27 protein-coding genes and 1 pseudogene are annotated in these 22649 nt (G+C 68.5%); 8 read left to right on the top strand and 20 right to left on the bottom strand.

Annotated features, from left to right (window positions below; genetic code table 11):
- The coding region (locus tag AB0B90_RS20225; protein ID WP_362924001.1) for a pre-peptidase C-terminal domain-containing protein at nucleotides 1-714 on the top strand (714 nt) is incomplete at its 5' end.
- Nucleotides 715-846: 132 nt separating this feature from the next.
- Here AB0B90_RS20225 and AB0B90_RS20220 read toward each other — a convergent pair.
- The 4 genes from AB0B90_RS20220 to AB0B90_RS20205 form a co-directional block, all read right to left on the bottom strand.
- Entirely contained in the window at nucleotides 847-1506 is a 660-nt protein-coding gene (locus AB0B90_RS20220; RefSeq protein ID WP_362923999.1) for a response regulator transcription factor, read from the bottom strand.
- The gene (locus AB0B90_RS20215) at nucleotides 1503-2660 is read right to left on the bottom strand and encodes a histidine kinase (protein ID WP_362923997.1); all 1158 of its coding nucleotides are present in this window, start codon (nucleotides 2658-2660) and stop codon (nucleotides 1503-1505) included. Before AB0B90_RS20215 ends, AB0B90_RS20220 begins: the two co-directional genes overlap by 4 nt.
- The gene (locus AB0B90_RS20210) at nucleotides 2657-3490 is read right to left on the bottom strand and encodes a CPBP family intramembrane glutamic endopeptidase (RefSeq protein WP_362923995.1); all 834 of its coding nucleotides are present in this window, start codon (nucleotides 3488-3490) and stop codon (nucleotides 2657-2659) included. The genes AB0B90_RS20215 and AB0B90_RS20210 overlap by 4 nt, the downstream gene beginning before the upstream one ends.
- A gap of 244 nt (nucleotides 3491-3734) precedes the next feature.
- Nucleotides 3735-4295: a hypothetical protein gene (locus AB0B90_RS20205; RefSeq protein ID WP_350942796.1), complete on the bottom strand. Its 561-nt coding sequence runs from the start codon at nucleotides 4293-4295 to the stop codon at nucleotides 3735-3737.
- Between the two features lie 201 nt (nucleotides 4296-4496).
- Between AB0B90_RS20205 and AB0B90_RS20200 the strand changes: the two genes are divergently transcribed.
- A complete protein-coding gene (locus tag AB0B90_RS20200) occupies nucleotides 4497-5132 on the top strand; it encodes a helix-turn-helix domain-containing protein (RefSeq protein ID WP_362923992.1) in 636 nt (211 codons plus the stop codon).
- A 127-nt stretch (nucleotides 5133-5259) separates the two neighbouring features.
- On the opposite strand, the gene AB0B90_RS20195 is transcribed toward AB0B90_RS20200, so the two are convergent.
- Together AB0B90_RS20195 and AB0B90_RS20190 are read right to left on the bottom strand one after the other, a co-directional pair.
- Entirely contained in the window at nucleotides 5260-5928 is a 669-nt protein-coding gene (locus AB0B90_RS20195; RefSeq protein ID WP_362923990.1) for a DNA alkylation repair protein, read from the bottom strand.
- Nucleotides 5929-6047: 119 nt separating this feature from the next.
- On the bottom strand, nucleotides 6048-6734 hold the full coding sequence (locus tag AB0B90_RS20190) for a methyltransferase domain-containing protein (protein ID WP_362923988.1): 687 nt from the start codon (nucleotides 6732-6734) through the stop codon (nucleotides 6048-6050).
- Nucleotides 6735-6762: 28 nt separating this feature from the next.
- Here AB0B90_RS20190 and AB0B90_RS20185 point away from each other — a divergent pair, with 28 nt between their 5' ends.
- Complete coding sequence (locus AB0B90_RS20185) at nucleotides 6763-7191, top strand: MerR family transcriptional regulator (RefSeq protein ID WP_350942789.1); 429 nt, start codon at nucleotides 6763-6765, stop codon at nucleotides 7189-7191.
- Nucleotides 7192-7226: 35 nt separating this feature from the next.
- Here the strand turns inward: AB0B90_RS20185 and AB0B90_RS20180 are convergent, their stop codons facing one another.
- Nucleotides 7227-8357 carry a LuxR C-terminal-related transcriptional regulator gene (locus tag AB0B90_RS20180; RefSeq protein WP_362923986.1) on the bottom strand — a complete coding sequence of 377 codons (1131 nt, stop codon included), beginning with the start codon at nucleotides 8355-8357 and terminating at the stop codon, nucleotides 7227-7229.
- 301 nt (nucleotides 8358-8658) lie between these two features.
- Here AB0B90_RS20180 and AB0B90_RS20175 point away from each other — a divergent pair, with 301 nt between their 5' ends.
- A complete protein-coding gene (locus AB0B90_RS20175; protein ID WP_350942787.1) occupies nucleotides 8659-9174 on the top strand; it encodes a hypothetical protein in 516 nt (171 codons plus the stop codon).
- 10 nt (nucleotides 9175-9184) lie between these two features.
- On the opposite strand, the pseudogene AB0B90_RS20170 reads toward AB0B90_RS20175, so the two are convergent.
- The 5 genes and pseudogenes from AB0B90_RS20170 to AB0B90_RS20150 all read right to left on the bottom strand — a co-directional run.
- Nucleotides 9185-9286, bottom strand: a pseudogene (locus tag AB0B90_RS20170) (IS481 family transposase); the annotation flags it as partial.
- A 17-nt stretch (nucleotides 9287-9303) separates the two neighbouring features.
- Nucleotides 9304-10317, bottom strand: coding sequence for a zinc-binding dehydrogenase (locus tag AB0B90_RS20165; RefSeq protein WP_350942786.1), 1014 nt, complete (start codon nucleotides 10315-10317; stop codon nucleotides 9304-9306).
- A gap of 35 nt (nucleotides 10318-10352) precedes the next feature.
- Entirely contained in the window at nucleotides 10353-10724 is a 372-nt protein-coding gene (locus AB0B90_RS20160; protein WP_350942785.1) for a MerR family transcriptional regulator, read from the bottom strand.
- Nucleotides 10725-10929: 205 nt separating this feature from the next.
- Nucleotides 10930-11862: a type II CAAX endopeptidase family protein gene (locus AB0B90_RS20155; protein ID WP_362923983.1), complete on the bottom strand. Its 933-nt coding sequence runs from the start codon at nucleotides 11860-11862 to the stop codon at nucleotides 10930-10932.
- A 26-nt stretch (nucleotides 11863-11888) separates the two neighbouring features.
- A complete protein-coding gene (locus AB0B90_RS20150; RefSeq protein ID WP_362923981.1) occupies nucleotides 11889-12542 on the bottom strand; it encodes a hypothetical protein in 654 nt (217 codons plus the stop codon).
- Nucleotides 12543-12644: 102 nt separating this feature from the next.
- Between AB0B90_RS20150 and AB0B90_RS20145 the strand changes: the two genes are divergently transcribed.
- The 3 genes from AB0B90_RS20145 to AB0B90_RS20135 all read left to right on the top strand — a co-directional run bounded on the left by AB0B90_RS20145 (nucleotide 12645) and on the right by AB0B90_RS20135 (nucleotide 14421).
- On the top strand, nucleotides 12645-13271 hold the full coding sequence (locus AB0B90_RS20145) for a TetR/AcrR family transcriptional regulator (RefSeq protein ID WP_350942779.1): 627 nt from the start codon (nucleotides 12645-12647) through the stop codon (nucleotides 13269-13271).
- Between the two features lie 359 nt (nucleotides 13272-13630).
- The gene (locus AB0B90_RS20140; RefSeq protein ID WP_362923979.1) at nucleotides 13631-14104 is read left to right on the top strand and encodes a hypothetical protein; all 474 of its coding nucleotides are present in this window, start codon (nucleotides 13631-13633) and stop codon (nucleotides 14102-14104) included.
- Entirely contained in the window at nucleotides 14104-14421 is a 318-nt protein-coding gene (locus AB0B90_RS20135) for a transcriptional regulator (protein WP_350942776.1), read from the top strand. The genes AB0B90_RS20140 and AB0B90_RS20135 overlap by 1 nt, the downstream gene beginning before the upstream one ends.
- A 332-nt stretch (nucleotides 14422-14753) precedes the next feature.
- On the opposite strand, the gene AB0B90_RS20130 is transcribed toward AB0B90_RS20135, so the two are convergent.
- The gene (locus tag AB0B90_RS20130; protein ID WP_362923977.1) at nucleotides 14754-15050 is read right to left on the bottom strand and encodes a hypothetical protein; all 297 of its coding nucleotides are present in this window, start codon (nucleotides 15048-15050) and stop codon (nucleotides 14754-14756) included.
- Between the two features lie 338 nt (nucleotides 15051-15388).
- Nucleotides 15389-15559, bottom strand: coding sequence for a hypothetical protein (locus AB0B90_RS20125; RefSeq protein WP_350942772.1), 171 nt, complete (start codon nucleotides 15557-15559; stop codon nucleotides 15389-15391).
- Nucleotides 15560-15752: 193 nt separating this feature from the next.
- On the opposite strand from AB0B90_RS20125, the gene AB0B90_RS20120 reads away from it, so the two are divergent.
- On the top strand, nucleotides 15753-16496 hold the full coding sequence (locus AB0B90_RS20120) for an MBL fold metallo-hydrolase (RefSeq protein WP_350942771.1): 744 nt from the start codon (nucleotides 15753-15755) through the stop codon (nucleotides 16494-16496).
- Nucleotides 16497-16634: 138 nt separating this feature from the next.
- Here AB0B90_RS20120 and AB0B90_RS20115 read toward each other — a convergent pair whose 3' ends face one another.
- The 6 genes from AB0B90_RS20115 to AB0B90_RS20090 form a co-directional block, all read right to left on the bottom strand.
- Nucleotides 16635-17780, bottom strand: coding sequence for an alpha/beta hydrolase (locus AB0B90_RS20115; RefSeq protein ID WP_362923974.1), 1146 nt, complete (start codon nucleotides 17778-17780; stop codon nucleotides 16635-16637).
- Between the two features lie 42 nt (nucleotides 17781-17822).
- Nucleotides 17823-18491 carry a response regulator transcription factor gene (locus tag AB0B90_RS20110; protein WP_350942767.1) on the bottom strand — a complete coding sequence of 223 codons (669 nt, stop codon included), beginning with the start codon at nucleotides 18489-18491 and terminating at the stop codon, nucleotides 17823-17825.
- A complete protein-coding gene (locus AB0B90_RS20105; protein WP_362923972.1) occupies nucleotides 18488-20338 on the bottom strand; it encodes a histidine kinase in 1851 nt (616 codons plus the stop codon). Before AB0B90_RS20105 ends, AB0B90_RS20110 begins: the two co-directional genes overlap by 4 nt.
- A gap of 5 nt (nucleotides 20339-20343) precedes the next feature.
- On the bottom strand, nucleotides 20344-20481 hold the full coding sequence (locus AB0B90_RS20100; protein WP_362923970.1) for a hypothetical protein: 138 nt from the start codon (nucleotides 20479-20481) through the stop codon (nucleotides 20344-20346).
- A 650-nt stretch (nucleotides 20482-21131) separates the two neighbouring features.
- On the bottom strand, nucleotides 21132-21908 hold the full coding sequence (locus AB0B90_RS20095) for a phage Gp37/Gp68 family protein (protein ID WP_362923967.1): 777 nt from the start codon (nucleotides 21906-21908) through the stop codon (nucleotides 21132-21134).
- A 496-nt stretch (nucleotides 21909-22404) separates the two neighbouring features.
- Nucleotides 22405-22649: DUF397 domain-containing protein (locus AB0B90_RS20090; protein WP_362923965.1), on the bottom strand; the 245-nt coding region annotated here is incomplete at its 5' end.

The raw sequence follows: 22649 nt of genomic DNA, 5'->3' as shown, positions 1-22649 counted from the left end.
GACGGCACCTACACCGTCGCCCTCGTCCCCGAAAGCGCCTACACCGGAAAACTCACCGCAACAATCGACACCGGATACATCACCAACAACATCACCATTGGAGGCTCCCCTTCCACCATCACCATCGCCTCACCCGGCCAGGACGGTATGTGGAAATTCACGGGCACCGCGAACAAGAAGGTGTACCTGCGTTTCACCGGCGGAACCTTCGGCGACCTCTACGACGCCAAAGTCTCACTCAAAAAGCCCGATGGTTCGATACTGAAGAGTGATCAGTTCTGCGGGACGTCCTGCCAGTGGGACACCACGGTTCTTCCCGTGGACGGCACGTACACGATCCTCCTGGACGGGCAGGCAGCCGCCGTCGGCGCGCTGACGGCGACGCTCACCGAGGTCCCGGCGGATGTCACCACCGCCCTGACGGTCAACGGTGGCAGCCGCCCCGTCACCATCACGAGCCCGGGCCAGAACGCGAGCTTCACGTTCTCCGGCACGGCAGGCCAAACCGTCACGGTCACGTTGACGGGAAACGCCTACGGGAGCACGTCCTTCATCGTCCGCAAACCCGACGGCACTACGCTGACCAGCAAGTCCACCTCCTCTGCCAGTGTCAGTTTCCCAAGTCTCGCCCTACCGACGGCGGGTACTTACACGATCTTCGTGGATCCGTCCGGCCCGGCGATCGGCACCATCTCCGGAGCTGTCACCGGCTGAGTTCAGTTTGACGGCGCGGGGAGCGAGGCGCTCGCTCCCCGCGCCTCGGGGCGTCACCCAGCGGTATGGCCGGCTCACCACGGCATACCCGGGCAACGAGCGGTCTCCCCAGGTACGGCCATTCACCGCGTCTCAGGTCACCAAACCCGTGCGGTAGGCGTAGACCACCGCCTGCACGCGGTCACGCAGGTCGAGTTTGGTGAGGATGCGCGACACGTACGTCTTCACGGTCTCCTGGCTGATCACCAACGTCGCGGCGATCTCGCTGTTGGACAGGCCCTCGGCGATGTGGCGCAGCACCTCCAGCTCGCGCGGGGTCAGCGCGGTCTCGCCCGGCGCGCCTTCCGCGGGACGAATCCGCGCCGCGTACCTGCCGACGAGCTGCCGCGTCACCTCGGGTGCCAGCAGCGCGGCACCCGCCGCGACGGTACGGATGCCGTGCAGCAACTGCGCCGGTGGGGCGTCCTTGAGCAGGAACCCGCTCGCCCCCGCGCGCAGTGCCTCGTACACGTACTCGTCCAGGTTGAACGTCGTCACCACGAGGACCTTGACGGGGTGCGCCACTCCGGCACCGGCCAGCAGGCGGGTCGCCTCGATGCCGTCGAGCACCGGCATGCGGACGTCCATCACCACGACGTCCGGGTTCAGCCGGCGGGCGAGGTCGACCGCGGCGCGACCGTCCCCGCACTCGCCCACCACCTCGAGGTCGGCCTGCGCGTCGAGGATCGTCGCGAACCCGGTACGGATCAGCGCCTGGTCGTCGCAGACCAGGACCCGAATCGGCGCGTTCACGACGGGCTCCCCACCGGGATGCGTGCCCGCACGACGAAACCGCCGTCCGCCCGCCGTTCGGCGCCGAACTCGCCGCCCAGGGCGTCGACCCGCTCGCGGAGCCCGGCGAGGCCCCGCCCGCTCCCGCCGGGCGAGCCGGTCCGCGAACCGGATCCGTCGGTGCCGACCTGCACGGTGATCTCCTTCTCGCCGAAGCGCACATGGACCACGGTGCGGCTGCCGTGGGCGTATTTGAGGGCGTTCGTCAGGGACTCCTGCACGACCCTATAGGCGACGAACTCGGCGCTGCCGGCCGATCGCGCCGGTCTTCCCTCTTCGGTGAACTCCACCGGCTGCCCGGCCAGGCGCGTCTGCTCCACCAGCGTGTGAAGCTCGCCGATGGACGGTATCCGCCTGACGGCCTCATCGTGGTCGGGGTTGAGCAGATCGAGCAGGTGCCGCAGATCGGCGATGGCCCGCCGGCCGGTGTCGGTGACGGCGCTCAGGGTCGCGTCGAGGCGATCGGGGGCGGCGGTCAGATAGCGTGCCGCCTCGGCCTGCACGACCATCGCCGTCACGTGGTGGGTGACGACGTCGTGGAGTTCGCGGGCGATGCGGGTGCGTTCGGCCATGCGGGTGGTCTCGGCGACGTGGCGGCGGCGTTCGTCCTCGGCGGCCCAGGTGGAGCGCAGCCAGGCCCCGATGCCCCACGCGAGGACCAGCGCCAGGTAGAACGTCACGTACCCTTCCGGCCCCTCGGTCGAGCCGAGCCGGTCGAGCGCGAGCGCGAGTGACAGGTACGCCGCGGAGAGCAGGATCGCGGTGACGCGCCGGTGACGTTCCAGATAGGCGCCCGCGCTCACGAGCGCGACGGGCAGGGCGACGCCCGCCACCAGGTGGTACGCGCGGAGCTGGTCGAGGGCGAAGCCGAGCGACACCAGGACGAGACAGGCGGCCGGCCACCGTCGGCGTACGGCGAGCGGCAGGCACTCCAGGACGATCACCGCGACGGCCGCCGTGTCGAAGGGGCGGCCCGGCAGGTCGCCGAGTTGCGTCCCGTTGTCGTGAAGCGCGGGCAGGAGTGACGCGCCGATCAGCGACAGCGCGAACGGAAGGTCCCGGACCGTGACGTCGAGCCGCCGCCACAGATCCGGGAACCGCCGCAGATCGATCACTGGGGGAGCGTAGCGGTCTCGCCGGACCGCGCACCGCGCCGGCGTGGGACCAGGTTGCCGCGCCGACGGGCCAGCCACATGAAGGCGATCGTCAGCAGCACCCCGAACAGGACCGCGTACGGGCTCGCCTCCGGCCCGAACTCACCGCCGGTGAGCAGGGCCGGGCCCGACGTCACACCGTTCAGCAGACCTTGCGACGCGCCGTTGCCCGAGACCTCGGTGCCGAAGATGCCGGCCGCCGCGAAATTCCAGCCGAAGTGCAGGCCGATCGGCACCCACAGGGTGCGGGTGGCGACGTAGGCGGCGGCGAGCATGCCCCCGGCCTCGACCGCGATGGCGATCGCGCCCCACAGGCCGGCGTGCTCGTTGAACAGGTGCACCAGGCCGAACAGCACGCTGGTCAGTGCCAGCGCGATCCACGTGCCTGCGCGTTCCTCGATGATCCGGAACAGGATGCCACGAAAGATCAGCTCCTCCGTCACGGCGGCGGCCGCCATGAAGCCGAACAGCGCGACCGCGCCCGTCACCGAGCCCGCACCGTCGATTCGGTAGCCGCCCAGCAGGGCGATGTTCGCGATGACCGCCGCGAACATCCCGACACCGATCAGCACCCCCCGGCCGACAGCGGTGGCGGCGCCTGCCCGAGCCACCTCGACCGGTGCCCTGCGCTCGGACCAGCGCACCACCCAGGCGTACGCGACGACCGCGAGAACGGCTGTCGCGACCCCGAGAACCAGGGTGAGAAACGCGTTCCCCCGCACCGCTTCCACGGCCGCGCTGCCGACGAAGGCGACCGCCGCGACGACCAGAAGCTGCTTCAACAGGCGCATGACGACTCCCTCACGAGACACCGCGGCCGGAGCGCCGCGGTCACGTGGAGAACGCTATGGATTCGGCGCCCTGGAATCGTCACCGCGCGGTGGACACTCGCGGGTAGCTCTCACGGGGGACGAACGCACCCCGCGCGCAGGGTTGAGCGGGGTGACGCTCAGCCCGTCCCGCACCACCCGGTCGGCGACGTTCTCCCCCGCCGGGCCGGCCCCGAGGACGACGTCGCAGATGTTGCCGTCCGTGTCAGTCTCCCTTCGCGGCGCGACCGAGACGGAAGGCCGAGATGAGGAAGAAGATGCCGCCGGGGATGGCGTAGCCGGCCGCGTTGGTCAGCGTCGGGTTGTCCGCGGAGGCGCCGAGGATGAACGACGCGCCGGCGAGTACGGAGATACCGCCACTGATGATCATCGGCCACTGGCCGCCCATCCCGCGGCGGGTGACACCCACGATCAGCTGGACCAGCCCGGCCACGACCGCCCAGGCTCCCCACACGCGCAGCACCGCCGGGATACCGGACGCGCAGGCGACGGCCACGCCGATGGCGGTGATCAGGCTGACCGCGATGTTCACGTACGGCAGGGCGGGTGATCCGGTGGTGCGCGTCGCGCGGGCGTCGACGACGGCGGCGGCCACGTCGAACAGCGGGTAGAGCACGAGCAGGGTGACCGCGACCGGGCCCAGTGCCGAGGCGGTGGTGAACATCGCGAGGGCCCAGGCGATGGCGAACACGAACCGGACGAAGTACAGCCGCCGCAGTGCGGACGCGGTCCCTGAGATGGCGGGCGAAGCAGCGATCGTGCTCACGATGATCCTTTCGGGGGACGGATGACGAGGAGAGCGGTTCGGCGCGTCCCGTGGCCGATCTTCTCGATCAGGTTGGCGACCGAGCCGGCGTGGGACCCGAGGAACGATCCTCAACAAGACAGAACGTTCTACCTTCACTGAGCATGGCCCCCTGTGTCATGAACTGTCAAGACCGAACGTTCTACCTACTAAGATGGCGGCATGCGCAGCCAATCCGAAGGCCGGCCGTCCGAAGCACGATCCCGGCTGCTCGACACGGCCACCCGGCTCTTCTACGCGGAGGGCATCCACTCCGTCGGCATCGATCGCATCGTCGCGGAGGCACAGGTGACGCGGGCCACCCTCTACCGGCACTTCCCCGGCAAGGAAGACCTTGTCCTCTCCTACCTGAACGTGGTCGACCGGGCCATGCGAAGCCAGGCGGACGAGGCCCTCGCCGCCGGGCTCCCTGCCGCCGGCACCGTCCAAGCCCTCGGCGAATCGATCGCCCGGGGCATCCGGTCTCCCGGCTTCCGGGGATGCGCCTTCCTCAACGCCGCCGCCGAGTATCCCGACCCCGAGTCCCCGGTGCACAAGGCCGTGCTCGCCCACCGCCAATGGTTCCTGGAAACCGTCACGGAACTGCTGGCCAAGGTCCGGGAGACAGACGCCGACCCCGCCGCCCGCCACTTCGTGATGATGCGCGACGGTGCCATGGCCGCCGGCTGCCTGTTCGACCCGGCGCTGGTCTGCGAGACCTTCCTACGCGGGGTCGAGAGGCTCGTGCAGGTTCATGCCACCACCGACGACGCCGGACCGGTGGGCTCCGAAGACGCCGCCAACCCACCTACACGTTGACCGGCTCCATCGCTGATCCCATTCCGCCTCTCCACTGCCGACGGCACGGACGGAAAAGTCCTTGACCGAGAGCCCTCCGTATCACGAGATCGGGGGTCGGAAGTGGCTCGCCGGACGGGTCACCGCCTCAGCGTGCCTGCCGGTGCACCATCTCGGTGATCCAGACGGGCGCGAACGGAGACGTGCAGCCCGGGGAGGTCGGATAGTCCTTGAGCACCTCCAGGCGCTCACCGATGTCGATCGCGCGGGCGCGGTGCTCGGCGTGCTCGATCCCGATCTGGGCCAGGCAGTGGTTCATCGCCCACTGCAGGCGATCAGGAGCGCCTTTCATCTCCGCCTCGATGACGTCGAGCAGTCCTACGAGGTCGAGGACCTCGGGCTTCTTCGCCACGCGCTCGACGGTGAGCGCCCACCCCGCACTCGCGACCACCGGATCCGGATCGGCCAGCCAGGCGAGCCGCAGCTCTTCGGAGTGCGGGCTCTTCTTCACCACGTAGTTCACGAGCCAGTCGTGCACCTTCGGTGCGCGTGCCTCGCGCACCATCGCGTCCAGCTCGTCACGTCCGAACGCCTTCGGGCGGCAGATCAGGAGCGCGAGCAGTCTCGCCGCGGTGTCATCGGTCTCCCAGAGCCGGTACGCGAGCTCCTGCTGCGTCTTCAGCCGCTTCGCGATCGCGCGCAGCCTGCCGAGGTTCACACCGTGATCGTCACCGTGTCTCTCGTTCACCTCGCGCATCCTCGGGTCCTCAAGCTCGGCCAGCTCGGCCATCACGTCGGCCACCGTCGTCTCGGCCACCTCGGGCTCCCTCCGTCATGGGCGAGGATCAGCCTACGACGGCCCCCTGTCATTTTCGTACGTTCCGGCTCGGCGGCCACCGGCGAGGAGGGCGGTTTCCCCGTCCGGCGACCGCGTGCTCAGTCGGCGCGGGTCCCGGAGGCGAGGAAGAACGGGATGGCGACGAACAGCCGGTCGTCGCGTGCCCGCGCGGCCTGGTCGTCGAGCCAGGCGCCCTCGCCCAGGATGGCGAGCACCGGCAGGCCCTCGGTGCCCGTCCACACGATCGTGTGGACCTCGACGGTGACGTCGACGAACCCGTTCTCCAGCAGGAGGTTCCTGTGTCGGCGGGCGACCCGAGGGCTCGGCACGACGTCCGCGCGAGCGTGCACGAGCGTGCGGATGAGGTCGGGATCGTCGGAGTCGATCACGAGGGTGTCCCAGTCCTGGCCGACGAGCACCGCGCGGCCGTTCCTCGCCAGGACCCTGCGGGCCTCGGCGACGGCCCGCTCGGGCTCGGCGAGGGTGTGCAGGACCTTGTCGGCGCGGTAGCCGGTGACCGAGCCGTCGTCCAGAGGCAACGCGGTGGCGTCGGCGAGACGAAACTCGCCCGCGGGCCGGCGCTCGGCGGCTATCTTGATCATGGCGGGATCCAGGTCGACGCCGATCGCCCTCACCCCACGGGCGGCCAGCTCGCCGACGGCGCGCCCGCTCCCACAGCCGACGTCGACGACGGTGTCGCCCAGCGCCTGGTACGTGCGTTCCCGCAGGTGGCGGGCCTGAGGTAGGTCGTCATAGGCGTCAAGAACACTAAGTAACGTGGACATGGGCGTCATTGTGCGACTTAATGTCGACATGAAGTCAATTGGCGAGGTGGCGGCTCAGTTCGGGTTACCGGCACACGTGCTGCGCCACTGGGAGGCGGAAGGGCTGATGACACCGGCCCGCGCGGGCGACCGCCGCCGCTACACCGACGCGGACCTGCACCGGGTGGCGGCGATCCTGATCTCGAAGGAGGCGGGCTTCGGACTCGCGGACATCCGGACCATGCTGACCGCCCGGTCCGCACCGGCTCGCCACGAGGTGATGGCCCACCACCGCGAGAGGTTGCTGACCCGGATCGCCCGAGCACAGGTCGCGCTCGACATGCTGGAGGGCGGCCTGGAATGCCCGCACGACGACCTCATGACGTGCCCGCACTTCCAGAGTCTTCTGACCGACCGGCTGCCGCCGTCTCCCGCGACGGACACGGACCGGACGCGGCCGGACACGCCTGCCCCCTGAAGGCCCGCTCGGCTTTCCCTGCCGCGACGGACGCCTCACAGGTCGAGGGCGAAGTCCGGGTGCATCGTCTCCTTGTAGTGGTCGGCGAAGATCTTCGCGGTGAGTTCACCGCGGGTCGACACCTCGACCTTCTCGAATATCCGCTTGAGGTAGCCGCGCACGGTATGGGTGGACAGACAGAGCCTCACCGCGATCTCCGAAGTGGTCAGGCCCGCGGCGATCAGGTGGATGACCTGCTGTTCCCGTCGCCCCAGCTGGTAGGCCCTCACGATCAGGGGCGCCATCTCGGCGGCGTTGGCCGACTCGATCACCAGAGCCGTCCGGCCACCCTCGCTGCCGGCCTCCCGCAACACGAAACCGTGGATCACCACCCACCGCCCACCGACCTGTAACCGGGCCCGAGCGGCGCCCGTGTCGCGCCCGGCAGCGATGGCGCGGGCCTTGTTCACCACCGAGCGCAGCTCGGCGGGTATGGGGGTGGCGCCGGGGTCGTCATGGCTCAACCGGGTGAACGGCAACCGCTGCAGCCATGCCTCCGCGGGCTCGTTGAGCGATTCGAGGGCCCCGGTCCGGTCGAACATGAGCAGTCCGGGGCCGTGGGGCACACCGATCACCGGGTTCGGCCGCAACAGCGCCGAGCGCCGGAAGGCCTCGCCGATCGGAGCGGAGAGGCTCGCGACCAGATGCTCCTCCCCGAGGTCGAACGGCCGCGCGTCGGCGGCTCGCCACAGGCACATGTAGCCCCAGACATCGCCTCCGGCCCGGAACACGCATCGCAGCTCGTCGCCGAGCCCCTGCACGATGTTCACGGTGCGGTAGCGGGAGCTCCGCGCCGGACGCCCGCCCGTGACGCGACACAGGGACGCGGCCGGCGTCGGCAGACCGGCCAGCGTGTGAAAGTGGTTGACGTCCTCGACGAAGAACTCGTTCTCCCAGTAGAGGTCGCAGTATTCACCGGACCCCAGGTTCTCCAGTCGCGAGGGCGAGGTGGCGAGCATCGTCACCGGATCGGCCCCCGTCCAGAACGAGGCGTCGAAAGGAACGACCTCGCGCAGCAGGCGCGAGAGGTCACCCAGGAACTCGCCGTCGGCGATGCCCGTCCGCGTCAGCCGCAGAATCCGCTCGAACGTGTGCCGGGCCGGCGCACGACGCAGGGCTGACTCCATTTCTTGACAATGAACGACCACATGTCGTCACGCAAGCCCTCAAATGGGGGTTTTCACAAGTCGTTCAGCACACATTTGCGGGGTCCCTCGACCGACGGGCCACACCGCAGTCTGGAAGCCGGCAGCAGGCCCGGGACGGGTGTCTCGGGGCCGAGGACCACCACGGATCCAGCCGTGGAGTCGCCTCCCCGGAAGCACCACAACTCTTCCTCACCGGCGCTCCTCCGCGGCCACGTCGCACCACGCCGACGACGCCGTACCGGATCCGTGCCCACCGACCGGACGACCCACGGGAGATGCCATGCCGAGACGGAGCGCCCTGCTTCTTGGCCCACTGTCCGTAACCTCCGCACTGCTGCTGACCGTGGCGGTGCCACAGCCGGCGCAGGCGTACACCCAACAGCACCAGGTCACGGTGGAGCGGGGAGCCTCCTTCTGTGTCAAGGCCACCGCGGGCATCGACCACCGCATCCCCGGCACGTTTTCGAGCAACCAGGCGTGGGCGAGCGCCTACGCGCTCGCGGGAGACTGCACCACCGTGCATGGCGCGCGGGCCAGGGTGCGACTTGAGGTGCAGAAATGGAACGAGTCCCGCGGCGCGTGGGAGGTGTGCGCGACCTCGAACCTGGTGGAGGGTACGACGGGCAGAAACGAGTTCGGCCTCACCGGACCCTCCATTTACATGCCCTACACCCCCTGCGGTCCCGGCTGGCACCGGACGAAGGCCGAAGCGCAGAGCTACCGCTACGTCGACAGCGCCGGCCGCTTCCTCTGGTTCGGCGGCACCCTCTACTCGGGCTACGAGTGGGTGGAATGAGCGTTCCCACGCGCGAGACGCCCGACTCGGTTGTGACATGCGCGATCGGACGTGTTCGGCGGCGTTCGACGAGACGCCGCCGACCCTCCGGGGGCGGATGAGCGTTGCGGTGAGCCGCCTTGCGCTCCTCTAGCGTCTCGGGTCAAGGGTGTGCTTGCCGCGGGTCAGACCTGCCCCGAGGTCTTGCAGGACCATCGGGCCCTCGTCGAGGGAATGCACCTGAGGGGTGCCGGGCAGGTAGACGCCCTGCGCGATCAACCGCTCGATCTCGTCGAGCACCTCCCGGTAGATGGAGGGCGCCGCCTCTGCCAGCGCGCCGATGTGGAGTCCCTTTATCTGCACCCGGTGGGTGAAGACCAGGTCATGGGTCGTCAGGCGGGCGTCTCCGGAGGCGGCGCCGAAGACGACGACCCGGCCGGTGAAGGGTTTGGTCACCGACAAACCGGCCTCGAAGGTGGTCTTGCCGACCGATTCGAGCACCAAATCGACACCGGCGGTCCGGCGCAGGATCTCCTCGGCCAGATCGCCACGCGAGGGATCCAGAACCACGTCGGCTCCGAGCGCCCTGACGTCGTCGTGTTTCGCCGGCGACGCGGTGGCGATGACCTGGGCCCCGTAGTGACGGGCGAGGCGGACGGCGGCCTGTCCCACGCCTCCCGCGGCGGCATGAACGAGCACCACCTCACCGGCCTTGAGATCGCCCAGTGGCCGCAGCGCCGCCAGGGCCGTCGCCCAGTTCAGCACCATGCCCAAGGCTTCGGCGTCGCTCCACCCAGAAGGAACCGGGAGGACACCCCTGGCCGGCATCAGCATGTACTCGGCGAAGGCACCGGGGCCGACTCCTATGACATGGGTGCCCGCCGGGAGCGGATCATCGATCTCAGCACCGGCGGCGACGATCTCACCGGCTGCTTCGAACCCGGCCACATAGGGAGGATGCGGCCCGCCACCGTAAGTCCCGTGGGTCTGCATCACGTCCGCGAAGTTGATCCCCGCCGCACCCACCCGGATCACGTAGTCACCCGGACCCGGACCGATGGGACGCGGATGGTCAACCACCAGCGCCAGGTCTTTCGGGCCGCTGCGTGAGTATTGCACCAGGGCACGCATCGTTTCGGCGGATGTCACGTTCTCGATGTCCATCCCTGGAACGTAGAAGCCTCACGCTGGTGTCAAGGTCAAGTCGTTCGCTTCGGCCGGTGTGAACTCTCGTCCAGGAACGCGTCGAGCGCCGACAGTTGGGTGGTGAGCGCGGCAACGCGGGTCTTGAGTCGATCGCGATAGCGTCGGACCTCGGCCAGGAACTCTTCACACAGTTGATCGCGGCCCATGGATTCGCCCGTGACGTGGGGCAGCACGTCCCTGATCAGTCGCACGGACAGTCCCGAATCCAGCAGTGAGCGAATGACGATCACTCGGTCGATGGTGGAGCCGCAATAATCGCGGTATCCGTTACCGCACCGGCCGGGAACGATGAGACCTTCGTCCTCGTAGAACCGCAGCGACCTGACGCTGACGCCGCTGCTCCTGGCCGCCTCGCCGATCTTCATGCTCGATCCCAACCCACGAAGTCGCCACGATCTTCCCGGACCATCCCGCGACACACCCGAGAGCGGCCACGGGCGTCACGAACCTGCTGCCCCACGACGGCCGGAAGTCGACCCCTCCTTCACTCCGTCCACGAACGCGTCCCGCGTGCTTGCACTCATGAGGTGCTGGTGAACGGCCCAGGAAAAAGGCTCGCGCCGCCTCACGTCACGCTGAAGGCGTGCATGCCGGACCCGACTTCCTGGTCATCCACCAGATGATCGCGGTGATGACGACAAGCCCGGCGCTCGGCACCAGGTTCCCGACCGAACCGACCGTCTCGCCACGACTGCTGAGGGCTCCGCCGAGGTCGAGATGGAGTGTCGTGGCGAGGACGAACGCCGTGGCGTTGTAGACAGCGTGCAGCACGACGGCGACCTCAAGCCCGCCGGTGCGCCAGGTGACGATCGCCAGTGCCGAGAACAGCACGAGATACGAGGTGAGCAGGTAGGGATCGAGCGTGCCGTGGAAGAGCGAGAACAGCACGGTCGTGACGACGATGCCGAGGATCGCCCCGGAGCGGGCGCCGCGGGTCCAGCCGCCGAGGACGCGGAACATCAGGCCCCGCAGCCCGTACTCCTCACCGGCCGCCGCCAGCGGGCTGAGCAGCGTGCTGATGACGATGAACGCGACGAGATCGGCGGCCGTCCAGGGGACCGCCTCGCCGGGCACGAGAAAGAACCCGACGGAGACGACGAGGAGGAGCAGCGGCCCGAAGACGAGCAGCGAGCGGCCGAGGACGCCATAGCGGAAACGTCCCGAAACGGAGTGCAGCGAACCTGCGGGCACACCGTAGAGCAGGCGCTGCAGCAGCATGCTGTAGGGGATGAGCACGGCGAGCGAGAGCGCGCCGGCGGCTTGTCGCAGCGGGGTGAAGCCCGTACGGCCGAGGAGTCGCGCGTCGATGACGGCGGCGCCGATCAGGAACAGCTGCGCGAAGCCGATGAGCCCGGCGAACAGCAGTACGATCGCGAGGATGCCGCGCGCGATCCGGCGCTTGTCGCCCGCGTAGACGCGGTGGTATTCGACGCCGGCAGGCACGCGAGTCGGGCGTTCGGGCTCGTCGGCTCGAAGGAGCCAACCCTCGGTGGTGTTCGTCATGGCGTCCTTCCTCGTGGTCCTCATGGTCAGCTCGCGAGAGAGTCGAGCCAGTTCGAACGCAGTCGCAGTGCGCGTTCGGTGCTGCCCGCGACCGCTGCGACGCCGGCGGCGATGTTCGCCTCGACCGGGATGTGCACAGGGAGATCGAATGTCCCGAGCGCATCCGCCACGGGCGGAATGTGCGAGATGGTCTCGACGAGTTGTGGCACGGCCACGCAGATCCCGACGAGCACGAGCAGTGTCGAGACGACGCCGACGAGGCGGCTCAGCTCCGGGTGCGTCCGATGCAGGTGAGCGCGTCGCCCCTCGGCGGAAGCGGGATGGGGCGTCAACTGCGCCTCAGTGCCGTCGGCCCGCACGTAGTGGCAGCGTCGTAAGCCGTAGGTGCCGACGACGACCTCGATGTGACCGCCCGGCACGGGGAAGCGGGCCGGTGTCGTCGAGAGCGAAACGAGTGCGCCGTCGCGATAGAGCCGCGCGCGTACCGCGCCGTCGTCGCGATCACCCAGCTGACGGACGTCGACCGCGTAGGTGGACACGGTGCCGTCCGGTGCGCGAAGCGTCAGCGTGCGTACCGACCTGCTCAGCAGCTGCCACCAGCGAAAACGTGGCAGCGGCTCGCCGTTGCCAGGGCGCACGCGCCGTGCCGCGCGACGGTTGCTCCATCCTCCGAACGCCACCCGAGAACCTCCTGTCTTCGGTCACGCCATCACTAGTACACTGTGCTAGTTCATTGAAGCTAGCACACTGTGCTAAAAATGGGGCGTGAGGAGGTTCCGACGATGACCGACCGTCCACCGAAACGGGACACCCGCGACAGGATCCTGATCGCCGCGGCGACCATGCTCGGAGAGGACCCGGGCGCTCGGCTGAGCGTCCGAGGAGTCGCCGCCCGAGCAGGCGTCAGCATGGGTTCGCTTCGCCACTTCTTCCCGACGCAACGGGAGCTCATCGACACCGTCGTCGCCGGCGTCTACGACATCGACATCCCCGATGATCCCATCCTCGACATCGAACGAGCGCCGACGGAGCGCCTCGTCGAGTGCCTGCGACAACTGCTTTCACAGGTCGGTACCGGAAACCGGGCGCGCGAGTATTGGCGCACGGTCCACGAGACGTACATCGCGCCCGACCTGACGGATGATCAGGTCGCTACATACCGTTCGCTGGAGCGACTGGGCCTGCACCGCATCGAGCGCTGGCTGACCGTCCTCGCCGACGAAGGCGCGATCCCGGCGAACGACGTCGAGCGACGCGCACGGTTCCTGGCATCCGTCCTCAACGGCCTCCTCGTCGAGCGCGCGCTTCCCGCCGCCGCCTCGCGACTCGAATTCGAGACCGACACGCTCCGCATGGCCGTCGACGCCGTCATGAGCGACCACACCGGGGCCGAGCAGTCCGAGCACTGACGCACCCGGCCCATCGGCCCATCGGAAGGCAGCAGGTTGCCCGGCTCAGGTGCATCGCATGCCACTGACCGGTTCCGGTCCGTGGGCGCCGGTTCTTCGGATCACCCAGGTCGAGATCATGGCCCTTGAGACGGTGGACTCAGCTCGACGCCCTCACGTATGCGGCGCCATCCCCCGCCGGTTCAGGCTCGGGCCGCTACCGCACTCCTGCGTCGGACGGGTTCTGCGTGATCCCCCCGCCGTATGGCCGCGGTCGGCGCGCCTCGGAGGGAAGGACTCCACGACGACTTTCCTTAGAGGAAAACAGCTGCTACTTTCCTCACAGGAAAACAGTCATATCGACCACGAAGGTGGCCTTCTTGAACCCGCACGACGCTCAGTCCTCACTCGAGGACATCCGCCGACTCCAGGAAACGACCAAGAACGAGATCGTCCGCCGCAGCTTCGCGATGCCCCGCGTGATCATCGTCGCGCTCGGCCTCTTCGTCACCTTCGCCTCGATCGATCTGGAAACGCCGTGGCGGCTCATCGGCGGCGCACTCGGACTCTTCCTGTACGTAGCGGTGGGCATCGTTTACGAATATCGGGCCTCGGTCCAGAGGCAACCCACCATCCAGGAGGTGCTGTACCACGGCGCGGTGCTGATCGGCATCTGCATGATCTTCGGTGTCGGGCGGACCCTCGCTTTCGCGCTCCTTGACGCGCCCGCGCATGGTCTGATGTCGCAGGCCATGTTCGGCGCCATCCTGGCATCCCTCGCATATGTCGCGACCGCGCCCGTCAATCGCTTGGTCATGAGGTCGTTCGTCCAGCAGGGCGGCAGGCGGAGCTGATGGATCCGCAGTTCGACGAGTTCCTGCATGTACCGGCCAGGCTATCGATCGTGGCGGTGCTGGCGCCGGCCGACTGGGTGGACTTCGGCTTCCTCCGGGACGCGATCGGCACCAGCGACTCGGCCCTGTCCAAGCAACTCTCCGCGCTGGCCGACGCCGGATACGTCATCGTGCGCAAGAGCCAGGACAAGCGGGCGCGGCGTACGTACGCGCAGCTCACTCCTCAGGGCCGCGAGGCATTCGTGCGGCACGCGGCGGCGCTGGAGCGGATCGTCGCGCTCGCCCGTACGTTCGACAAGCAGCCCGCCGCCGAGTAGCAGTGATCGCCCGCCCACAGCACGGTAGATGAAGCGTTGAGCATCTGGCCAACCATGCACCCTGTGTGGTCCACCATCAGCTGGATCAGCCCGGCCATGACCGCTGGACGAAGGCGAACGCGGAACGGACGGGGTACAGCCACCGCGGTGCGGACGCGCAGGCCCTCGGCGAGGCCCTTGCCAGGGCATCCGGTCGATGCCCGAGCAAGGCCGCCCGGATGAGGCCGGGAGCCGGCACCTGGGTTCCAGGGTGGATTCAACCGGCCGTCGCAAAACCTTGATCGTGGAGGTGTTGGCAATGGGCCCAGGCGAGAAGCAGCGGGCCGTCCGGCTCAGGTGCACTGCATGCCGCTGACCAGCTCCGGTCCGTGGGCGAGGAGCTGCTGGCAGAAGTGCTCGCCCGCGTAGTAGCCGGAGGTGATGGTGATCATGACCGGGCTCTCGGTTCCGCTGCCGGTGCACCGGTTCGCCAGCACGTGGTAGCCGAGCATCTCCGAGAGCTGGAAGCGGGTGCCGTCCGCGCAGACGTAGTGGCTGTCGGCGTACGCGGTCGCCGGGATGACGAACGGTGCGGCGAGAACCGTCAGAAGTAAGGCGGCGCGGCTGATGGTCGTGCGGGAGAAGGTCATAGGAAATGCCTTTTCGCGGGGGTTTGGCAACGTGCCACGACATACCCTTGGTGACTCACCGGCAACCAAGCGTGTCCGACATCGGCCATCCCTCGAACCCGAAAACCCGGCACCATCTCTCAGCCGGGGAGGTGGAAGCACCTCACCCACCGCAGACAATGACGACTTCGCCGTCCGTCCGATCCTCCCCGGGCTTTCGAACGGCGGCACACACTGAAGCCCCGTCTCCTCCGAGGTGCGAGGAGCGGGGCTTCGTCAGGGGTGACCGGGACGCCTTTTCAGCTTCCGAACATGGCCGGACGCTCCCCCTTACACTTCGATGGCCGTCCCGGTGGGTGCTAGAAAGGACCGTCGGAGCACATCATCGGCTTGCCGTCGATGACGCACGGGTACCAGGGGAGCTCGCGCGGCTTGGCCTGGGCGGCGCCCGTGGTCGCGAAACCGACGATCATCAGCGCCACGGTGGTGGTGGCGGCGAGGGCGACCGTACGCCTGACAAAAGTCCTCATTCGAATCCCTTTCCATCGCTGTGTGCTGCTCCAGAATCAAACCAAGGGCCTCTGCAAACCCACTTGCAAGTCACTGGGAGGGACCGAAAGTCTCCGTCCTGCTCGACTTCGGCCGGCCCGAGCCGTACGCGACCGGAATTCCTCGTCGGCACTCCCACGGACGCGCCACGGCCGACGCGGTTAGGGTTCGTGGATGCTGCTGACAATCCTTGGCGGATGCGGCGCATGGCCGGGAGCGGGCCAGGCCTGCGGCGGTTATCTCGTGGAGCACGACGGGTTCAGGCTGCTCGTCGACCCCGGGTACGCGACGGTGCCGCGGCTGCTGGAACGGATCACCGCCGATCAGGTCGACGCGGTGTTCGTCAGTCACGGACATCCCGATCACTGCGCCGACCTGAACCCGCTGCTGCGGGCACGCGCGTTCCGTGACGATCCGCCGCCTCCCCTGCCGGTGTACGCACTGCCCGGCGCCCTGGACGCGGTGCTCGCGCTGGACCGCCCGGAAATGCTGGCCGACGCCCATGTCCTGCGCGAGTTCACCCCCGGCGACCGGATCGACATCGGCCCGTTCCACGCGCGGACCCGTCTGCTGCCACACTCGGTGCCCAATGCCGGCGTACGGCTGACGGCGGGCGGGCGGGTGCTCGCGTACACCGGCGACACCGGCCCGAGCCCCGAAGTGGTGGAGTTGGCGCGCGGCGCCGACCTGTTCCTGGCCGAGGCCACCTATGCGGACCGGGTCCCCGAGGTTTCGCGGCGCAACCTGTCGAGCGCCCGCCAGGCAGGTCGGCAGGCCAAGGAGGCCGACGTCCGGAACCTGCTGCTGACTCACCTGCAACCGGGGACGGACGCCACAGCCGCGCGAGCCGCCGCCGGAGCCGAATACGACGGCGAGCTCGGCATCGCCACCTCCGGCCTCGCCATCGATCTTTCCTGAGGAAGGTCTCCTTGGGCTTCGAATGCCTCGCGTGGTTCTCCGGCCTTCGGAATGCGGCGTACTTCGATGGCACCGATCATCATCTTCGGGACGGTTATCAGAAGTCCACGCCACCGCAACCACCAAGATCGCAAAGCGCTAGGGCGTAGGTAGCTTTCTCCCGAGGAGGAAGGCCGTCAGGAGCTCACGGTAGAGGTCAGGGCGGCCGTTGGCGATGGAGTGCCCTGCTCCGGGCACGTAGAGGAATGTCGAGTTCGGCAGAGTGCGCCGGTATTCGTCGGTGACCTGCCACTTGAGGTAGTCGCACTGGCCGCGCACGATCAGCGTCGGCACGTGGACCTGGCGCAGCTTGGGCCTGGGATCGGGTACGGTCTCCGCGTCTGCGGAGGTGACCTGGTTGACGTAGAAGCCGGGCTGGTTGGTGTGCGTGGGCGCGGGCGCCGCCCCCGGGCAGCCGGTGGCGTCCTTGACGGAGATGAGCAGTTCGCGGAAGTAGGCGTCCGCCTCGCGGTCGGGCACCATGCTGTGCGCGGCCGCCGGGTTGAGCCCGAGCAGGACGTTCTGGACGAGGAAGCGCAGCGAACCGTCGGGCCCGTCCCCGTTGCCCCAGGGCGAGCCCACGCCGTCGGGATAGGCAGGCTCCCAGATCGCTCCCGGCGAGGTCAGCACGGCCCTGGCGACGCGGTCGGGATGGGCGGCCATGTACGCGGCCGCCAGGGTTCCGCCCCAGGACCTGCCGACCAGGATCACCCGCTCGGCGCCGATCGCGCTGCGGACGGCGTCGAGATCGGCGACATGCCTGGCCACCGTGTAACCGCTGACATCGTCGAGGCGCGTGGAGCGTCCAGCGCCGAGTTGGTCGTAGGCATAGACGTCGAACCCCTCGCCGGCCAGTTCCCGCCCGCCCTCCGGGACCCCCTCACCCGGTGTGCCGGGGCCGCCGTGCAGGAAGATCACCGGATACGGCCTGGCCGTACCCCTGGCCGGTTCGCTGACATAGGCCAGGCGGGAGCCGGTGGGCAGGTCCCAGAACCGCACACCCGCCGGAATCACCGGCACCGGTGCGGGAGACGGGAGCATGACGGTGACGGCGGCGATGCCGCAGAGCACGACGGTGACACCTGCGGCATACAGCGCTTTTCGCGTGACCAGCCACGCGATCGCCACGATCGAGGCGGCGGCCGCTCCGGCGAAGACCGGGTATACGGGAACGACCATGGCGACGCCGAAGAAGACCAGCGGCGAGAGGATCAGGGCGAGGACGGCCCCCAGGACGAGCTTCATGGGATCAACGCTAGGAAGGTGAGAGGGCCGGCTCTTCCTTCGTCAGGATGGACTGCTCCCCCGCCGCGCGGCGGGGCGGACCAGGCCCGTCTCGTACGCGACGATGGTGGCCTGAAGGCGGTTGCGTACGCCGAGCTTGCCGAGGATCACCGCGATGTGGTCCTTGACGGTGGCCGGGCTGATGCCGAGCACCGCGCCGATCTCGGCGTTACTCAGGCCGGTGGCGACCTGCTTGAGCACTTCGGTCTCGCGCGGCGTGAGCACACCCGTGCCGCCGTTGTACGGCGGCGGCTCTTCCGCGAATCGGTCGATAAGCCGCCTCGTGATGCCTGGGTCGAGCATGGCGTCTCCGGCCGCGACCACCCGGACCGCGTCGATCACCCGCTCGGGCTCCGCGTCCTTCAGCAGGAACCCGGCGGCGCCGGCACGCAACGCGCCGAAGACGTAGTCGTCCAGCCCGAACGTGGTCAGCACCACCACCCGCGTCCCGGGCACCTCGGCGGTGATGCGCGCCGTGGCCCGCAGGCCGTCGAGGCCGGGCATCCTGACGTCCATCAGCACCACGTCGGGACGCGATCGGAGAGTCGACTCGACCGCCGCCTGCCCGTCGGCCACCTGACCCACCACGGTCATATCGCGCTCGGCGTCCAGGACGGCTGCTATGCCCGCCCGCACGACCGCCTGATCGTCGGCGACAAGAATGGTGATCATTCGGGGAGCCATACCCGTATCGTGCCATCAGCCATGGTGATCAGTTCTCCCCCGACCGCGTCGGCGAGGTCTCGGAGCCCGGCCGTGGCCCTGCCCTCAATGCTCACGCCACCGTTCAGGTAGGCCACGGTCACCTCGTCGCTGTGCTCGAAGAATCGCTCCGCCGCTCTGAACGCGGCCACCTGAACCGCCGGGTCCACCTCGCGGCGCTCGCCCGTGAACTTGACGACGGCGCCTTTGCGGGAGGCCAGCGCCGCTACTCCAGCCAGCGTAGGGGCCGGATCTCCAGTTTCGCCCAGCTCTTCGAGCAGGTCTCTGAGCGCGGTGAGGCCCCGCCTGGCCTCGGCCAGCGCGTCGGCGAGCCGGCCCGCGTCCGCCGCCGCCACGACCGCCTTCGCGTGGCGCATCGCCGTACGCCGCAAGCCGTCCGCGATCCTGTCCCGCTCCGTTCGTACGGCTGCCGCCGTCAGCTCACCCGTCGCCGTGCGCGCCCGCGCCTCCCCGGCCGACCGCCGTGCCCGAATCGTCGCGACGGCCGCGCCAAGTGCCCAGGCGGTGACGGCGGGCACGGTGACACCCAGGCCCAGCACCACCAACGCGCCGAGCCGATCGCCCGTGATCCCCGGGCCGGCCGCCAGCGCCAGTCCACCTACCGCCGCCATGCCCAGGCAGGCGGTAAGGCCCTTCCTGCTCAGTCCGACGGCGTAGAGCAGCGCCAGTTCCACCCACGAGCACCACAGGAACACATCTCCCGCGGGCGGTACGGTTCGCGTCGCCACCAGCACCGGGTAGATCGACAGCGCCACCGCCAGCGCGAAGCCGGGTGCCCGTCTGCGCCAGCCGAGCGGTAGTGCGTGGAGTGCGCAGAGCGGAAGAAGAAGCAGCAGGTCGGCAGGGTCACTGTCGAGCAGGCTGGTCCCGACCGACAGTCCGACGGCCAATGCCACCAGCGCCCAATCCGCCCCCCGTCTCCCTCGCCACCCGTCCTTCCTTCCCGGCCCCCGGGTCGTCATCCGGAAGGACGCCACCACGACCCACCCGTCGCCCTGGGGACCGGCGGTCAGCGTCCCTCCGCACTCGGCCACGGCCACCCTGAGCCCGGCCAGCCCCTTTCCCGCCCCGAGGCCGTCCTCCGTCCTGCCGCCTTCCCCGGCCTGGTTGATCACCGTCACCATCAGGTCTCCGTCTGTGGCGGCGAGCTCCACCCGCACCTGCGCGCCCGGCGCGTATCGGGCGGCGTTGGTCAGCGCCTCCCGCACCACCCGGTACGCGACCGCCGCCACCTTCTCCGGCACCTCGTCCACCGTCCTGCGGTACACCACCCCTGGTCCGGCCAGCGTGTCGACGTCGGCCAGCCGCGGCACCCCGGGAACGCCATCCGTGAGCGCGGCCAGTTCCCTCACCACCAGCCGCCCCTCAGCCGCCGCGTGCTCCAGCGCGGACGCCACCAGCCGCGCATCCCCCAGCCGCAGCGCTGAGGCCGCACCGACCACGATGCCGGTGAGCCGATGAGCCGCGGTGTCGTGCAACTCACCGGCCAGCCGAAGCCGCTCCACCGCGGCAGCCGTCGCGGGCACTGCCTCGACCCCCGCCAGAAAAGCGGCGAGCGCGTTCCGCTTGGCGAGGACCCGCCGCCGCCACCGCCCCAGCGCCCACGCCACCGCGGCCAATCCGGCAGCCAGCAACAGGCTCCCGACGACATCGCGGACCCGCCGCCCCAGAAAGCCGGAGACCCCACCCGCAATGACGACAAAGGCGAGCGCCACCGCCCCGGCCGTCTCCGCGGTGCGCCGTACAGCCGCGCCGTACACGATCAGCACGGCGAGGACGAGCGCAACCCACTGCATGGCGGTCAGCAGGGTTCAAGGCGGCGGTAGCGCGAAATCCGGTCGTCCAGGGTCCCGGCCACCAGGACGACCAGCCTGATCATCATGGTCACGACCGCCGCAACCAGGATCCGCCGACTTCTACCGATACCTACGTCCCCCATCGTGCATGAGTAGCACATCTGACCGCCCGACCCTCATCCAGCATTCTCGGGGTCTGAGGACATCGGAACGGTGACCGGGAAGGTTCGCCGACACGGCACCGGGCGTCCCGGGGTCCGGCCCTTGAGGCGCCGAGAGCCCTTGCCCATAGCCGGGAGCTCTCGGTGTTGAGCGGTCACCCGTGCCGGCGGGTCCCGGCTCGGCCTGGGATCGTTCTGCCACGGCCGGAGCCTGACCGCCGCGTCGGCGCGCTCACGAAACTCAGGCGAGGTGTCCGTCCTGTGGGGGGAGCTCAGACGGGCCGGTAGGAGCGGAACGGGCGACTTGCTCCTCTGAGCAGAGGACCACCTCAAACACGAGACAGCCGGGCAGGAATCGCTCTTCGGTGACGAAGAACCACCGGCCTTCGACAGCAAAAGGTATCGGCAGGATGAAGAGCCGAAATGGGTCGCGGAAATCGAGAATAATCTTCAGAGACTACTGGCCTCACACGGAAGTTTTCGTATCGTCGACCACTTGACCGATGTCTACGGCACCACCCTCGGATTAGCGTGGATACCGCATATCAGAGAGGCGGTAAAACGCCTTAACAGTGCGGGAGTGATCGACAAAGACAGCAGAAGAAAATTTCATCTGGAGGTCATCAGCCGGGCTAAGCCGTCATAGGGCGGGCCGAACGTGAGACGGCAGGACGGCGCACCGGCATCTCGTCCCAGGTGCGCCCGTCCAGCAGGCGTCCACCCGCCTTGGGAGTCCTGCCACCCCACTGCTTGAAGAAGAAGTCGACCCCGTCCCGAAGACACTGGTCACGGAGCTCACACACCCACCGGGGGTCGATGGGCCTGGCACCGGCTCCGCTCTCTCCACCGGCGATCAACCAGTGAATGCCCGCGAGGTCGATGCCGCTCAACGAGCCCAAAAGGGGCTCCGCGGAGATGAACCTCACGGCGGCCGGCACCTGCCGCAGAGCATCGACCCGGGCCGCTACCTCCCGGTTCTCGACACTGACGCCCATCCAGACGTTGTCCGGCCATGGGAGCTGGTCGGCGATGCGCGCGAGCCGGGTAGCACGCTTTGTCAGCACCTGGTAGGTGTGCTGAGGCGTCGCCGCCATGACGTCGAAGACCTGGCGGACGAAGCCGACAGGAACCCGTGCGTGGAACAGATCGCTCATCGAGTTCACGAAAACGATTCGTGGTTCGCGCCAGCGTAGCGGCGCCGCCAGCGTGTCCTCGTGCAAGGTCACCCCGAAACCGGGTCCACTGGTGCGAGGGTCGCCATCCCGCTGGTACTTCGCGGCGCCCATGGCTTTAAGTCGCTTCGCGAGCGTAAGCGCGTAACAATTATCGCAACCAGCCGAAACGCGATCACACCCGGTCGTGGGGTTCCAGGTAACCTCGGTCCATTCGATCCGGCTTCGGTCAGCCATTGGTCATTCCCTCCGCTCGGGCAATCCCGCCGAGTGTACGGATACCGACGTGATTATTGATACACCATATCGCCATCACTTTCTCTGCAACACTCATAATTAAGGATCCACGAAGTTATCTTTCCATGCTCCGATCTGGCAAAGCACGGCAAATCCGGATTTGAAATGATGCCGCAGACCTGAGCCTGTCCGAGGGAGCGAGGCACATTCGCCGATGAGCCGACGTGTCCGGAAGGGGTTCGTCTCCCACCCGGTCCCGGTACGCAGGCTGATCGCCCTCGGCCGGGACAGGTGAGATCACGGAGAGCGGATGTCGAGAAGACCGCCACGATGAGGATCACCATGGAGATCAGGCATGAGCAAGATCTGCCCCGGTGCGACGCAGGCACCGTCATGGAAGCATCCGGCCTGAAAGCCTCCGACACCGACCGCAAGTAGGCCAACGACGGAACCCCTGACCGAGCGGCCAGGGGTTTCGGGTGCTTCCGGGGGTGGCTCAGAAGTCGAACTCGCCCTTCTTGGCACCGTCGATGAACGCGTCCCACACGCTCGCACTCACCACGAACGGCGCCTGCTCCAGAGCCTCCGTGTCCCGCAGACCCACCCGACCACCCGACAGCGGAGCCACCTCAAGACAGTCCCCACCATTGGGGCCACTCTTGGTGGCCTTGCGCCAGGCCGCGCCCTTCAACTCATCACCCAGGTCCACGGTCTCTCCGCCTCTCCACTCGGATAACGGCG

Origin of the sequence: Streptosporangium sp. NPDC049078, assembly GCF_040648855.1 — a bacterium.
In the GTDB taxonomy this organism is placed as follows: domain Bacteria; phylum Actinomycetota; class Actinomycetes; order Streptosporangiales; family Streptosporangiaceae; genus Streptosporangium.
The sequence above is the reverse complement of the archived record's forward strand: the minus strand, read 5'-3'. Positions and strand labels throughout refer to the sequence as shown.